Below are 14,124 nucleotides of genomic sequence, written 5' to 3' on the forward strand. Positions count from 1 at the left end.
AACACACTATCGAGTTCACAAACAACACCCACACGAAGCTGAACCCTCAATGCTTTGGAGGTTCTCGCTAAGGTGTCTTTCCGGATTTTTAACCGGACTTCCTAGTCTAATGTTTCTATCCGGTTTGTCAACTTAGTGACTTCGCCGCCGGAAACTATCTAGGTTGTGTTCCTCCGCTTTCGCGGGGCAACGAATAGAAACTCTACACACGTGGATTTGCAGGGTCAAATCTATTCGCGGTGACTCCCACCACACCCATTTTTCCGCACGGTTACGAGGTATTAACTCCACCCCGCGTGCAGTAGAATAAGAAGGCGGTGATCCCCTAAGCGGCGCACACCAGCCGCACTACGAGAGGTAGTTTATGCACCGGCCAATTGGGTTTGACCGCAAACGATACATCGAACTTCAGTCGAAGCACATTAACGAACGTCGAAACCAGATCGGCGGAAAGCTCTACCTTGAAATGGGTGGAAAGCTCTTCGACGATTTCCACGCCTCTCGAGTACTTCCGGGCTTCACCCCGGACAACAAGATCGCGATGCTTGAGACCTTTAAAGATCGCATCGAGATCCTCGTTACGATCAACGCCAAGAATCTTGAGCACACCAAAGTTCGCGCAGACACCGGGATCCCCTATGAAGAGGACGCGCTTCGCCTCATAGACGTATTTCGCGAGCGTGGCTTTCTAGTTGAGAACGTCGTCCTCACCCAAATGGATGAGGGAAACAAGGAAGCGAAAGCGTTTCGCACCCGCGTAGAAAAGCTCGGATTGAAAGTCGCGCGGCATCGCACCATCAAGGGGTATCCGGCGGACATTGAGCACATCGTGTCGCCCAAGGGATTTGGCCGCAATGACTTTGTCGAAACCTCGAGGGACGTAGTACTTGTAACGGCTCCCGGACCCGGATCAGGCAAGCTTGCCACATGCCTGTCGCAGATTTACCACGAATTCCAGCGGGGTAACCAGGCCGGCTACGCCAAGTTTGAGACCTTCCCCATCTGGGATCTGCCGCTCGACCATCCCGTGAACATGGCATATGAGGCTGCCACTGCCGACCTCGACGACGTAAATATGATCGACCACTTCCACCTCGCCGCATATGGTACGAGGGCGGTCAACTACAACCGCGACCTAGAAGTGTTCCCCCTGCTCTCGGCACTGCTTGAAAAGCTCACCGGGTCATGTCCCTACAAGTCGCCCACCGACATGGGTGTGAATATGGTTGGGAGCTGCATCAGCAACGATGATGTATGTCGTGAGGCCGCTAAGCAGGAAGTGATTCGTCGATACTTCAAGGCGCTCGTTGAAGAAAAGCGTGCTGGCACAGACAGTCACGAATCTGACCACATTGCCATCATCATGGGCAAGCTGGGCATAGACCGCAACTATCGGCCAGTTGTACGCCCCGCCCTCGAAATTGAGCGCAAAACTAAGAATCCAGGTTCAGCCATTGAACTGCAGGACGGAACCATCGTTACCGGTAAAACATCAGCCCTGCTGGGCCCGTCGGCTGCGATGCTCCTAAATGCGCTCAAACTACTCGCTGGGATCCCTCCGAAGATGCATCTGCTTGCGCCCGAATCCATTGAGCCCATTCAGAAGCTCAAAACGGAGCACCTCGGGTCTCGCAACCCGCGGCTGCACACCGATGAAGTACTCATCGCGCTATCGGTTTCAGCAAACACCAACGAGTATGCGCGCCGCGCCCTCGAACAACTGCAAGCGCTCCAAGGTTGCGACGTACACACCACCACGATCCTAGGCTCCGTTGATGAGGGGATCTTCAGAAACCTGGGGATTAATGTGACTTGCGAACCGAAATATTGGCGCAAGGGCGTCTACCAAAAGCGGTGAAAGACCAGAGGCCGGGCGCGCGGCGCCGAAAACTGTGCAGCCACATTAACTGAGGGGGACATGCTTAGGCAGTGTCCCCCTCAACGCTCCCATATTAGATCTCGTACCAGCGGATCTCGTTAGCCTGCATATCGATACCAAATGAGGATCCATCATCCAGGTATATCGTGGTGGATTGGGGTTTGTACGTGTTATTCACTGCGCAATACTTACCATTTTGCGGGTAAGCGTGTACCTCTACATTCACATTGGAAGAGAACCACTTATGCAATTCTGACTCGCTACTCGCCGCCCATAGAATCGCGCGGTACAGCAGGCGGGAGTTCTCAGCCGAATACGGCAAACCAGAAATGTACACAGCTCTGCCGTTGCCGTAACTATTCGTCGCCAGCTGCACTTCCTTATCACGCTGCACTAAAACCTGGGCACCATCCAGTGCGAACACCGACTTCTTGCCTTCCCCAAAGTCAACCTCGCCCTCGACGTCCTCCAAAATGAAGTGATCGCGACACTCATTCCAGTTGTACTTGTCGTAGTTCAGCGTGAAACCGGTTTCTTTCTCAACGCCCAGCGCGGCCGCAAGCTGGAAGAAACGGCCCTGATATTGGTGTGCTGAAGGCTCACCTACGCCAATAAAACCGCCGCCATTCATAATGAACTTGCGGATCGTCGTTGAAATCTGTGGATCCTCCCAGCGGAATCCGCCCGTGTGAGCTGTATCAGCATCGCCCACATTAATAATCACGTCAATGTCGTCAAGCACTGACGCATCCGCCTTCACATCATCAAAAGAAATGAAACGAACATCGAATGGGGCACCCGACAGCGCCTCAATCAAACCTGCGTACGAGTAGTTCTGTTTCTGGTACAGCGCATGGTGAACCATGTGGTTGCCCCAAGCACGCATCTTGCCCCAGGAGTTAAGAACCGCAACCGTCTTGATCGTGAACGGCGTGGTACCCGCAACGTTCGCGTATAGTTCACGGAACTCGTTCGCAACCGACTCCACGTACTCTACGAACTTCGGGAACTGGTATGCGAGCTTCAAGTATCCGCCATAACCAATGCGATCAATCGGTTTACGCAAAATCGCGCGGCGCGCGGTAACCCAGTTTTCCTTAGCCTCGATAACCGGATCCGCGCCCTCGTAGAACGAATCTGGGAAGAAGTACGGCAGGAAGCGACCTTCCGTGTACTTACAGCCCTCAATATCAGAAATGAGGCGCAACGTAGAGCCGTTTCCGACCGAGCCCACAACCGCGTCAACACCAGCATTTTGGAACTCTGGCGTGAATGGCTCCATGCCAATCCAGTGGTCTCCAAGAAACATCATTGCCTCAACGCCGGCCTCGTGACAGATATCTGTCATCTCCCGAGCCAATGCCGTCACTTGGCGGCGCTGGAACGCCTGGAAATCCTGAAACTCTTTAGACGGAATACGGTACTGGTTGTTGTAGTAGCCCTGGTCGATGATGAACTCGGGACGGAACTTATAGCCAACCTCTTCTTCGAACTGCTCCAAAATATAAGGGCTTACCGAGGACGAATAGCCGTACCAATCCACATACTTCTCACGTTTCAACTCATCAAAAACCAGCGTGAACTGGTGGAAGAACGTGGTGAACCGGATCACGTCAACGTGCGGGTTCTGCTTAATAAACGTACGTAGGCGCTCCAACGACCAAGCGTGGGTTTTGGGCTGACGCACATCGAACGTGATCTGGTGTTCGAAATCCTTCCAATCGTTCACCACCGCGTTGTACATGTGTACCGGATCCCAAATCAAGTACGCCAGGAAACTCACCGTGTACTCGTGGTATGCGGTAGGCGCCGCAATGACTACCTCGCCCGACTCCCCATCGTAACGCCACTCGGCAGGATCAAGCGGTTGTCCGGTAGTGCGGTCAACGACCTCCCACCAGCGCTTAATGTCATCGCGCGTGTTCGGCCGCATAAGCTCCGGGCTGATTCCCTCCATCAGCCTGATTCGCAACTCTTGCTCACCAGCCGTATGAAAAGCAGTCATGATGTATGACTGTTGCACCTCGTCAGGGTTCGCTTTTGCCCACTCATTATCTTTACGAGTGGTGTAGTAAGTCTTATAAATCTTCGCGTCAATGTCTCGCAACTGCGCAGGGAACTCGGTCCCGTCCGCGTCGCGCACAGCATCCGCACCCCAACGTTCGATAAGTTCGAGCGTTTCTGGCACAACATCAAGATCGGTGGGAATAGTTAGACGGCCCTTCACGGTAGCTCCTTCACAAGCTTTAGATCAATGGTTTTGCCTTCGGGAGCGCGAACTTGGACACCCGATTCATCTTCTGAAAGTTCAAGTTGGCTAAGCGCCGCACGAATAATCACCCGTGCCTCATTGGCGGCCACACCCGTACCCGAGGGCTCGCCCACAACCGTCACCTGCCATTTTTGACAGTTGTATTCGTACAGCTCACGCTCCACCTCGCGAATCGTCTGATTCCAAGGCTTGCCGTCTTGCGCCGGCGGAATGTCTAGGAAAGTGTGCCGCGTTGCCGCAGCGGCCTCCACACCGCTCGGGTCCACATCATCTCTTAGTTCAAGCTCGGCGCCCTCTTCCATGACGACTCCGAGCATGCACCTACCAGATCTGAGCGACACGAACTTAGAGTCCATCACCCGTTGCATACGGTAATACCCGTCGGGTGTTGGCAGGAAGCGCCACGTCTCACCGATCCCCCTCAACGCGGGTATTTCCCAAACTCTATTCGATAAGAATGCAGGCAGTTCCGGTCGCTCCTGCACAACCACCTGGTCGATTACCTGCAACGCGTCACTCCACTGCGGCCATGGGTAGGTGTGGCTCCAACCGTTTTGCGCCACTAGGGCAAGACCGTGACGCACCTCCTCGATGACTTCATTCTCGGTTTGCATCCAAGCCCGATCTGGCCAGATAGATGCGCGTAGCCCGAGCACATTAGAGTGGTTTATCTGCTCTCCCGTCGCGAAAGAATCAACCGTACGCGTAACGTATTTTTCTTCCGTATCCATGCACATCATTTCAGAACGCGACCAGTACAAATGCTCAGAAACATTCAGTACTTCAAAACCTGCATCGAGTAGCTCGCTAACTCGGTACCCGCGATCTTGCCAGTACTCCACCACGATGTCCCGGGCAAGCGCCACCTTTGTCGGTTTCAAAGAGTCATTCCAAATGCGCAGGCGCTTGCCTCGCTGCGACAGTTGCTGCGCGACCTGGTTAATGAAATGCACGTATAGGTCTCGCGGCTGGGCGTCGGCTCCCAATAGTTCTTGTGCACGCTCACGAATCTGGGGGAAATCGTCGAAAGTCACGTCGGCGTGTTCGAACTCATCGGCCCCCATGTGCCACCACGATGACGTGAACACATCCGCATACTTATCCACCATTGCCATATAAAAATCGAGCGCCTCTGGCCTGGTGAAATCCAAGCGATCCAGATCTGGCTTGCCATCACGGACCAGCGCCATCTCGGGCGCGTGACGCAAATATGTTTCCATATGTGAGGGTGCATTTACCTGCGGAATAACCTCAATATGGTTAGTGCGGGCCTGCTCAACTATCCAACGTACTTCTTCTGCACGCCAGTACGGCCACTGCGATCCTTTCTCGGCAATATTCACTTCGAGCAACAGCTGATTCAACCTCAGCGAGCGCATCAGTTGGAGTAGTTCGGTCAGGAACGGCCTCGAATAAACAAGAGTGGACGCCGAAAGTGTCACTCCCCTCTCCCTATAAAAAGGCGTTGAAATAACACGCCCGCACTCTAGCGAGTTCTCTCCCGCTAGTTTTGTAACCCTTACCAGGTTTTCAAGTGCATCCTGGCCGTAGTCTGCTCCCTCCTGCGAAGCGGCAATAATCACCGCCTCGGAAGCTGAAACTATCAGTTCAAAACCTTCACGGCGCAGATCGTCCCTAGCCGGGTCCACGTGCACGCTACGCGTACCATCGATCGGCCAACGACCTCTGGCGTACTGCACGCCCTCAAAGCTAGGGACGACACTTGGCCACATAGTTTTTCCTTCTACTCCTTCACCGAACCAGCGGCGAGGCCGGCCTGCCAGAAGCGCTGCAAGCTGAGGAACAGGATCATCACGGGGATGATGCCAAAGAATGCAGCCATCATCAGCACGCCATTTTCGTTAAACAGCGCGTAAGAAATCATGCCGTAAAGGCCAAGTGTTACAGGCTTTAAAGAGTCCGATGAGATCATCATCAAAGGCAACAGGAAGTTGTTCCACGTGGCGACGAACATGAACAGGAAGATCGTAACCATTGCGGGCGCGAGTACGCGCAGAACAATCGTGAAGAAGATTCGCGCTTCACTTGCACCGTCGATGCGCGCCGCTTCGAGGAGCTCCTTGGGAACGGAGTTATCAGAGTAAACCCGGCCGAGGAAGAAGCCGAATGGGGAAACACACGCCGGGATGATCATTGACCACATGGTGTTATCCAATCCGACCGACTGGAAGATCGCATACTGCGGAATGGTCATTAGGGCGGCAGGCATCAGCAGCGCCGCCATAACTACACCAATCGTGAAGTTCTTGCCGCGGAACTCAAACTTAGACGTTGCGTAACCAGCCATCACTGACACGATCGTGCCAATCGTCGCCGCAACCGTCGAGTAGAGGATCGAGTTGCCTACCCAGCGCCAGAAGTATCCCCTGGTTAGGCCGATAAGCTTCTCATAGTTACGGGCGATCATCTCCGGTAGGTCCGAGAAGGGAACCGCGAACCACAGGCCATTAGAAGAAACAATCTGGCCCGGCGTCTTCGTCGCTGTGACGATCATCCAGTAGATCGGGAAAACGAAGTAGATGAACGCGAGTACCAAAATAGCGATGGTAAGGATTCTCACCCCTGTCGATGCGCGCATCGACTTGGGGGGCTCATATTTCGGTTCTTTCCTACGCTTGGGCTTAGTGGCCTTCTTAATTCCATTTGCTACTGCCGTGCTCATTTGCTCAACTTCCTTTCAGCCAAGAAGTAGCCCACTGCCAGAACACCAGCAATCAGAGCCATAACAATCGAAATAGCGGATGCAGGACCCGGACCTTGTGGGGTCAAACTGCCCTTCATAGTATTCAACGCCATCATCATCGGCGTGAACGCGTTGCTAATGCCAGGATCTGCCGTCTGCATAATCTGTGGTTCGTTGAACAGCTGGATCGTACCAACGATCGAGAGGAGCATAGCCAAGAGCGCGGCGCCGCGGACATTAGGAATTTTGATCTTCGTGGCGATCTGGAAACCGCTTGCACCATCGAGTCTTGCAGCCTCGTACAAGTCATGCGGGATCGCTTGCAAGGCTGCGAGGAAGATCAGCATGTTGTAGCCCGTGAATGTCCACGTCGTAATGTTCGCCATCGATAGAATGTTCCAACCATCGGCGAAGAAGTCCACGGGAACGCCTACACTGTGCAGGAATTTCACCAGAGGGGAAAGCGTGGGGTTGTAGAGATAAACCCAAATGATCGCGGCCGCTACACCGGGGATTGCGTAAGGCAAGAAGTAGCTGAGACGGAAACCTGAAATGTGCTTGAGGATGAATGAATCAACCAATAGTGCAAGAAGAAGCGCGAAGCCGATCATGAACGGAACCTGCAAGATGGTGTAGAGAATCACCCTGCCGATGCCATTCCAGAAGTCAGTTGAAGTGAGTACGTACGCGTAGTTCGAAAAGCCTGCAAAAACGGTTTCGCGCTCGCCGCCGCCGAATGCTCCCGAGCCAGTCACCCGTTGCGTGGTTAATGATGCGTAGATTGCGTAGAGAATAGGGAAAATGAAAACTAGACCGAAGAGAATCAGAAAAGGAGACATGAATATCCAGCCGGTGCGCGCCTCTTCACGCTCACGCTGACTGCGCTTATGTTCCTTTGGATTTGCGTGCTTTGTCGCCCCGATTGTTGAGGAAACCATCAATTACCCCTAGGCCAGAAGGTTCAAGAAAAGTGCGGGGTACCCCGAAGCAGGGTGCCCCCGAAAGGGAATAAATGCGGCGCCGACAAGTGCGGTGCACCTATCGGCGCCGCGACAGATGAGTATCGTGGAACGACTACTCGGTTAGCGGTAGCCCGAGGTCCTTCAGGGTCGAGATCGCGGTCTTTTGCGTGATATCGATTACCTGCTGGACGGTTCCCGTCCCATTAGCTGCAGCAGCTGCCGGCTCAGAAGTGGCTGCGGCAACTGCCGGCCAGCCCGGGATGTAGACGAGCTTGTCGCTCATGTGCTCGTTAGCCGCTGCGAAGACCTTCATCGGATCCTCACCACCGCCGAAGAAGCCCGCATAGTTCTCCGGAGTAGCCGGGGTAGCGGTAGTAGCAGCAAGAACGAGTCCCTGGGTAGCGAGGTCATCCACCTGCGTGTTGAACCAGTTGTTGAACTCCATCGCCTCAGCCGGGTGCTCACAGCCCTTAATAACGGCAACGCCAGAGCCGCCGTCCGGACCAGTCATACCCTTGTTACCGAACCAGTCCGGCATCTCAACAACAGCCCACTTACCAGCGTTCGGTGAGCCTTCGCCGGCCGGAGCAATGAGGGCGCCTTCCCAAGCAGCACCGATGGTGCCAATAAGGGTGCCGTCAGCAACCTTTGCGGACCACGCGTCATCCCAACGCGGGGTGGTCAGGACGGATCCGTCGTCGAGAAGCTTCTGCCAGGTGTCAACAACCGTCTTGGTGCCTTCACCACCCAGGTCCACCTTCCAGGAACCATCCTCGATCGTAAACCAGGAATCACCCGAAGCAGCGCCAAAAGCGGAGAACATATTGCCGAACTCATCCGGCTGGAAGGACAGGATGTACTTACCCTTCTCAGCAGCAGCCTTAGCCGTGGAGATCAGCTCGTCAGTAGTCTTGGGTACCTCAAGGCCAAGCTCCTCGAACGCGGCCGCATCGTAGTAGTAAACGAGCGGGCCAACATCCTGCGGCAGGCCGAAGGACTTGCCATCAGCGCTCATTAGCGACACCGGACCGTCCGCGAAGTTCGAAGCGTACTTCTCAGCTTCGGAGGTTACGTCCTCCAAAATGCCCTTCACGTACAGCTGGGTGATCTCACCGTAGCCAACCTGAGCAAGGCAAGGAGCATTGTTAGCGTTGACGTCCGTCTCGATCCTCTGGATCAGATCAGATGCCGCACCATCGAACTTGGTTGCAGTAACCTGAATGTCAGGGTGCTCCTCGTTCCACTTAGCTACAATGTCAGCTACCTTGGTCATGCCTTCATCGTCGGGAAGGCGGTGAATGTACTGAATCTCGATCGGCGCGCCGCCGTCGTTTGCCTCCGGGGCTTTGCCAGAGTCACCGCAAGCTGCGAGAGAGCCAGCTGCTAGGGCAAAACCGGCAGCTAGCAGGCTAGCGTTGCGTATTTTTCTCATATCGGACATAAGCTTCCTCCTTTGGAGCTCGTATTGTCACTTATTTCCAACTTGAATGACTTCAATGCCTTCCAAACGAAGCATCTTCAACACGGCTTCGTCAGCGCCTTGATCCGTAATCAACATGCTGACAGCCGACAATGGAGCAATACGTGCGAACGCGCGTTCCCCCACCTTTGTTGAATCCGCCACGACTATTACGCGACTAGCGGCAGCCACGAGAGCAGCATTTACCTTTGCCTCGCCCTCGTGATTGGCGTAGACGCCAGTTAGATCCATACCATCTATACCCAAGAAAAGGGTGTCGATATTGATCTGTTCCAGGACCGCATCTGCGAGCGGACCAATCAGTTCGTAAGAACGCGGCCTAACCGTGCCGCCAGTTGCAACCACGCGAATCCGCGGACGAATAACGAGATCATTAGCTATGTTGATCGCATTAGTGACCACAACGACTCCGCGATTGGCGAATTCGTCATCACCGCTAACCAACACGCCCAGCTCGTAAGCAGCGAGCGTGGTGGTCGTTCCACCGTTGAACCCAACGACGTCTCCTGGACGGATATGCTTCAAAACTTCAGCGGAAATATCCGCCTTCTCTTGAGGCATTGTTACCGCCCGGTAGCGCTTGGGCAATTCTCCAGCAGAGGCATTAATCTCCGCCCCGCCCCTCGTGCGAGAAATAAGTTGCTGTTCAGCGAGTGTCGAGAGGTCGCGCCTAACAGTTGCCGGAGAAACGCCTAGCTCTTCCACTGCGTCTTCTACAGTGATAGACCCACGTTCTAGAACCATATCCGCAAGCGCAGATAAACGTTCTTGACGGCTCATGTTAACCTCCTCGTCAAATTCGCCAAGCACAACTGTGCTGTAAAACCGCATCGTCTGAACAAATGTTACACCTAACAAAAAGCTGACGAAACGATTGAAGATGATTGTTATAGTATGGTTATAATCAGATTAAATCATAAACGTGCGGTTTTACCGTAATTTCCGTCACAAATACGGATATCGTCACGAAGGAGCAAATCTCAATGAGCAAAACTATTGCCGAAATCAACAGCCAACCAGAAGTCTGGGCAAAGGCGGTTGCACTTGCGCGCGAGATAGGTGAACTTATCCAAGATGGCGCGAAACTAGCCGTAGTCGGTTGTGGAACCTCTTGGTTCATCGCTCAGGCATACACGCGAATGCGAGAAACCATGGGCAAGGGTCTGTCGGATTCCTTTACCGCAACCGAGTTCCCCATCGAGCGTGACTACGACCGCGTTGTCTGCTTATCACGCTCGGGCACCACCTCGGAAATCATTGACATCATGAAGCGCCTCCAAGACGCGGGCCGCCCCGCAGTACTCATCACCGCCGTTGGTGAGGGGCCGGCTACCCCGTACGCAGACTTCGAGGTAGTACTAGATTTTGCCGATGAAGAATCCGTTGTGCAGACCCGCTTTGCCACCTCTGCGCTCGCTTTCTTCCGCGCCACGCTCGGCGACGACGTTGAAAGCGCGATCGCGGACGCCAAAACGGCAGTCGAGTTCGAAATCCCGAACTCCTGGGTCGAAGCTACGCAGATTTCGTTCCTCGGCACCGGCTGGACTATCGGACTCGCAAACGAAGCTGGACTGAAATTACGTGAGGCAAGCCAATCTTGGACCGAAGCCTACCCCGCAATGGAATACCGTCACGGTCCGATCTCGATTGCAGAACCCGGCCGCCTCGTCTGGGTATTTGGCAAGGCCCCACACGGCATGCCTGCACAGATCGCTGCAACCGGGGCTGAACTGCACGAAAGCGAACTCGACCCAATGGCCGACCTCATCATCGCACAGCGCGTTGCTGTTGCCAGGGCTGAAGCCAAGGGCCTAAATCCGGACACGCCGCGCCACCTCACTCGTTCCGTGATCCTCGACGAGGACAACTAAGGTAACTGGAGGCCATCGTGAGCGTGTGGACGCTAACCCCTAATCCGGCACTCGACTTTACCTATCGGATTTCGGAGCTGACCGTTGGCGTCCCGCACCGGATCACAAACACCACAGTACGTCCGGGCGGTAAGGGCGTGAACGTGAGTCGCGTCCTTGCCAGCCTCGGCATACCAACCACTGCAACCGGCTTCCTCGGCGGCGCAAACGGAGCTCGGTTTGAATCGCTCCTGCGGGCTGTCGACCGAGCTGACCTCATCAGTACCCAGTTCCAAAGGACCACGTTTGAAACGCGCATTAGCATTGCCGTCGTTGACGACAACTCCGACGCAACCGTGCTCAACGAAGCGGGTGAGACCCCAACCGATAACGATTGGGACGCGCTCCTTGAGCGCCTGCGAGAAGGTCTGAAACCCGGCGACGTCCTCGCCTGTTGCGGCTCATTCCCCGGCTCATCCGACCCAGAATGGATGACCAAAATCGTTGAAACAGCGCACTCTCGCAACGCACTAGTACTAGTTGATGCCACCGGACGGGTACTGAAAAACGCGTGCGAGGCCGGCGTCGACCTCGTCAAGCCCAACGACCTTGAACTGAGAGAAACCACTGGCAAGACCTCAGTGATTGAAGGAGCGCACGAACTCTTACGCCGAGGCGTTGGCATCGTCATCACGTCTGAAGGCGCGAAAGGCATGAGCATTCACGGGCCCGACGGCTCCTACCACGCGGCCCCTGCGCGTCACATCGAAGGCAACCCAACGGGAGCGGGCGACGCGTCCGTCGCCGCCTGGTGCGCATACATCACCGGCGCCCTCGACATTGAAGCTCCTGCAGTGCCGCTACAGGCCAGCGACTTGAAGGCCGGACTGCCCTATGCCGTTGCCCTATCGGGCGCCACCGTAGCGATGCCCGTTGCCGGTGAAGTTGACCTCACCATCTACAATCAAATGAAAACCGAAATCGAAGTGGAGACCCTCTAATGCCACTAGTAGATATCCGCAAGATGGCAGTCAAGGCTGCCGTTGAAAAAACCGGTCTGGGCGCCTTCAACGTGGTACTACTCGAGTTCGCACACGCTGAAGTTGAAGCTGCTGAAAGTTGCGGTCTACCCGTCATTCTTCAGCTGTCCGAAAACGCAATCAAATACCATGGCGGGCACATTGCCCCCATCGGGAAAGCCATGCTCGCAATCGCCGAACAGGCAAGCGTTCCAGTAGCCGTTCATCTAGATCATGCTGAGTCCGTGGACCTTTGCCGCGAGGCCGTGGACCTCGGCTTCAACTCTGTAATGTACGACGGGTCGAAACTCGAAGACCTAGAAAACCGCAAGAGCACCGCAGCAGTAGTTGAGTTCTGCCATGCTGCAGGCGTCGCCGTTGAGGCTGAACTTGGCGAGGTAGGTGGCAAGGACGGTGTGCACAGTCCCACTGCTCGCACCAACCCCGAAGATGCAGCCAAATTCGTAGCCGACACCGGAGTTGACCTCCTGGCGGTTGCTGTTGGCTCATCCCACGCGATGACGGAACGCTCCGCGGTGCTTGACACCGGCCTCATCAGCCGCATCCGCGACGCCGTGCCCGTACCCCTCGTACTGCACGGATCCTCGGGCGTATCCGACGAAGGTATGGTTGCGGCGATAGAAGCAGGCATGACCAAGATCAACGTGTCCACTCACCTCAATGTGGGATTCACGTCTGTTGTGCGCGAAGCGCTCGCCGCCAACGAAAAACTAGTTGACCCGCGCAAATACGTTGGCCCTGGCCGCGAGAATGTGCGAAACGAAGTAGCGCGCCTGCTTAACCTGTACGCTCGCAGGTAAAATAGTGGGGCAAGAGGTGGGTCACTCGATCTGGAGTGGCCCGCCAACCACATAGAAAGCAGATTCGTGAACATCATTACCTCTCACTCAGCACTAAGCATCCCGCTGTTGAAAGAGGTAGCAATCGATCCTACAGCGTTCAAAGAAGCTTCCCAGATCGATCGCCTTGGCAATCTAGCGCCGCGAAACATTACCGTCACTACCCTGTTTTCTTCCGTAGCCAACCACGCGCGTCAATCTGGTTCCAACGATGCAATCAGTATTGTCCTCGAAAATCTGCCGCGCCCCTTGCTTCGTGAAATGGCTGAGACCCTTCGGTCTATGATCGTCGGCCGCCAACAGGTGCTTATTGACCTTGTGCCCGAAAGTAGCCTCACCGCATTGCAGCAACTTCTTGGCGAGGACACGAGTGGCAAAGAGCCTAAACCGCTACTGCACCAGGTTGGGCCCAGCTTCACGTTTGCTGGCAATACGGAACTAACGCAGATGATCGACTCCATTGGATTCGACATAAGTCCCCTCGAAAAAGTTGTCCCCATCGCTGTTAACCCATCTGCGTGGTGTCAAACCTGGTGTGATAGCAAAGGAGCGCGCCTCGACTTTATTCACCGAGCGTTTGACTGGGTTGAGAGCGTTACGATCAGCTCCAAGAATTACCGGGCTCTCAAGGCCTCGGGAGCGAAAATAATTCCGTCCTCGAAGGCCTATCGAATGCTACGCAGCCCAAAGTTCTGGGCCTACGCGGTAGTGTTCATCTACTCTTCTCTTCGTGCCCTGCCCGTAACATTCGTTAAGCATTTCCACGGCAACCTGTGGATCCTGTGGGGTATGGATGTGATCACCGCAATTCCGTATACATGGGGTTTGCTGGCATTTGTTACCGCTCACAAATTGTGGGTTCGATACACCGGTCTGCTGGTCACCCTAGTTACGTTTATTTCTCCCTATGTGTACTTCTGGACGCACGGGCGCGGCTACCCTCCCAGTGTGAACGCAATAGTCATCGGCATGATCGCCTTCGCTTTCCTCTACGAACTGCGCAACTACCTGCGCGACCGCTACGTTGCGGACGGGCTACGCGGCCAGGGTGTGTGAGGGCTCGGAGATGTCCTCGAAAATAAGAGAGTGCGCGAGGAC

11 protein-coding genes are annotated in these 14,124 nt (G+C 54.8%); 5 read left to right on the top strand and 6 right to left on the bottom strand.

The features are described from left to right. Window positions 1-364: 364 nt before the first annotated feature. Entirely contained in the window at window positions 365-1,858 is a 1,494-nt protein-coding gene (locus HMPREF2854_RS06470) for a DUF1846 domain-containing protein (protein WP_034509756.1), read from the top strand. A gap of 94 nt (window positions 1,859-1,952) precedes the next feature. Here HMPREF2854_RS06470 and gnpA read toward each other — a convergent pair whose 3' ends face one another. From gnpA to HMPREF2854_RS06500, 6 genes are all read right to left on the bottom strand, one after another. Then, window positions 1,953-4,106, bottom strand: a complete 2,154-nt coding sequence (gene gnpA, locus HMPREF2854_RS06475) for a 1,3-beta-galactosyl-N-acetylhexosamine phosphorylase (protein WP_070620683.1) — start codon at window positions 4,104-4,106, stop codon at window positions 1,953-1,955. Then, on the bottom strand, window positions 4,103-5,884 hold the full coding sequence (locus tag HMPREF2854_RS06480) for a family 20 glycosylhydrolase (protein WP_070620686.1): 1,782 nt from the start codon (window positions 5,882-5,884) through the stop codon (window positions 4,103-4,105). The genes gnpA and HMPREF2854_RS06480 overlap by 4 nt, the downstream gene beginning before the upstream one ends. Window positions 5,885-5,895: 11 nt before the next feature. Beyond that, complete coding sequence (locus HMPREF2854_RS06485) at window positions 5,896-6,750, bottom strand: carbohydrate ABC transporter permease (RefSeq protein ID WP_261666678.1); 855 nt, start codon at window positions 6,748-6,750, stop codon at window positions 5,896-5,898. Between the two features lie 80 nt (window positions 6,751-6,830). Then, window positions 6,831-7,793 carry a carbohydrate ABC transporter permease gene (locus tag HMPREF2854_RS06490; protein ID WP_070620693.1) on the bottom strand — a complete coding sequence of 321 codons (963 nt, stop codon included), beginning with the start codon at window positions 7,791-7,793 and terminating at the stop codon, window positions 6,831-6,833. A gap of 136 nt (window positions 7,794-7,929) precedes the next feature. Continuing rightward, window positions 7,930-9,258 (bottom strand): ABC transporter substrate-binding protein, encoded by a 1,329-nt coding sequence (locus HMPREF2854_RS06495; protein WP_070620695.1) that lies wholly within the window; start codon window positions 9,256-9,258, stop codon window positions 7,930-7,932. A gap of 27 nt (window positions 9,259-9,285) precedes the next feature. Next, entirely contained in the window at window positions 9,286-10,077 is a 792-nt protein-coding gene (locus HMPREF2854_RS06500; protein ID WP_070620844.1) for a DeoR/GlpR family DNA-binding transcription regulator, read from the bottom strand. Window positions 10,078-10,280: 203 nt separating this feature from the next. On the opposite strand from HMPREF2854_RS06500, the gene HMPREF2854_RS06505 reads away from it, so the two are divergent. The 4 genes from HMPREF2854_RS06505 to HMPREF2854_RS06520 all read left to right on the top strand — a co-directional run bounded on the left by HMPREF2854_RS06505 (window position 10,281) and on the right by HMPREF2854_RS06520 (window position 14,082). Beyond that, a complete protein-coding gene (locus HMPREF2854_RS06505) occupies window positions 10,281-11,168 on the top strand; it encodes an SIS domain-containing protein (RefSeq protein ID WP_070620696.1) in 888 nt (295 codons plus the stop codon). A gap of 17 nt (window positions 11,169-11,185) precedes the next feature. Then, on the top strand, window positions 11,186-12,148 hold the full coding sequence (locus HMPREF2854_RS06510) for a 1-phosphofructokinase family hexose kinase (protein ID WP_186822264.1): 963 nt from the start codon (window positions 11,186-11,188) through the stop codon (window positions 12,146-12,148). Then, entirely contained in the window at window positions 12,148-12,987 is an 840-nt protein-coding gene (locus HMPREF2854_RS06515) for a class II fructose-bisphosphate aldolase (protein WP_070620699.1), read from the top strand. Before HMPREF2854_RS06510 ends, HMPREF2854_RS06515 begins: the two co-directional genes overlap by 1 nt. 66 nt (window positions 12,988-13,053) lie before the next feature. Continuing rightward, entirely contained in the window at window positions 13,054-14,082 is a 1,029-nt protein-coding gene (locus tag HMPREF2854_RS06520; RefSeq protein ID WP_070620702.1) for a hypothetical protein, read from the top strand. Window positions 14,083-14,124 lie beyond the last annotated feature (42 nt).

It is taken from the genome of Actinomyces sp. HMSC075B09, assembly GCF_001812395.1.
Lineage (GTDB): Bacteria > Actinomycetota > Actinomycetes > Actinomycetales > Actinomycetaceae > Gleimia > Gleimia europaea.

Bases quoted from the DNA above. Each gene is read 5' to 3' on its own strand.
- HMPREF2854_RS06470 (WP_034509756.1), top strand. From the start codon at position 365: ATGCACCGGCCAATTGGGTTTGACCGCAAACGATACATCGAACTTCAG.
- HMPREF2854_RS06480 (WP_070620686.1), bottom strand. From the start codon at position 5,884: ATGTGGCCAAGTGTCGTCCCTAGCTTTGAGGGCGTGCAGTACGCCAGA.
- HMPREF2854_RS06485 (WP_261666678.1), bottom strand. From the start codon at position 6,750: ATGCGCGCATCGACAGGGGTGAGAATCCTTACCATCGCTATTTTGGTA.
- HMPREF2854_RS06490 (WP_070620693.1), bottom strand. From the start codon at position 7,793: ATGGTTTCCTCAACAATCGGGGCGACAAAGCACGCAAATCCAAAGGAA.
- HMPREF2854_RS06495 (WP_070620695.1), bottom strand. From the start codon at position 9,258: ATGTCCGATATGAGAAAAATACGCAACGCTAGCCTGCTAGCTGCCGGT.
- HMPREF2854_RS06500 (WP_070620844.1), bottom strand. From the start codon at position 10,077: ATGAGCCGTCAAGAACGTTTATCTGCGCTTGCGGATATGGTTCTAGAA.
- HMPREF2854_RS06505 (WP_070620696.1), top strand. From the start codon at position 10,281: ATGAGCAAAACTATTGCCGAAATCAACAGCCAACCAGAAGTCTGGGCA.
- HMPREF2854_RS06515 (WP_070620699.1), top strand. From the start codon at position 12,148: ATGCCACTAGTAGATATCCGCAAGATGGCAGTCAAGGCTGCCGTTGAA.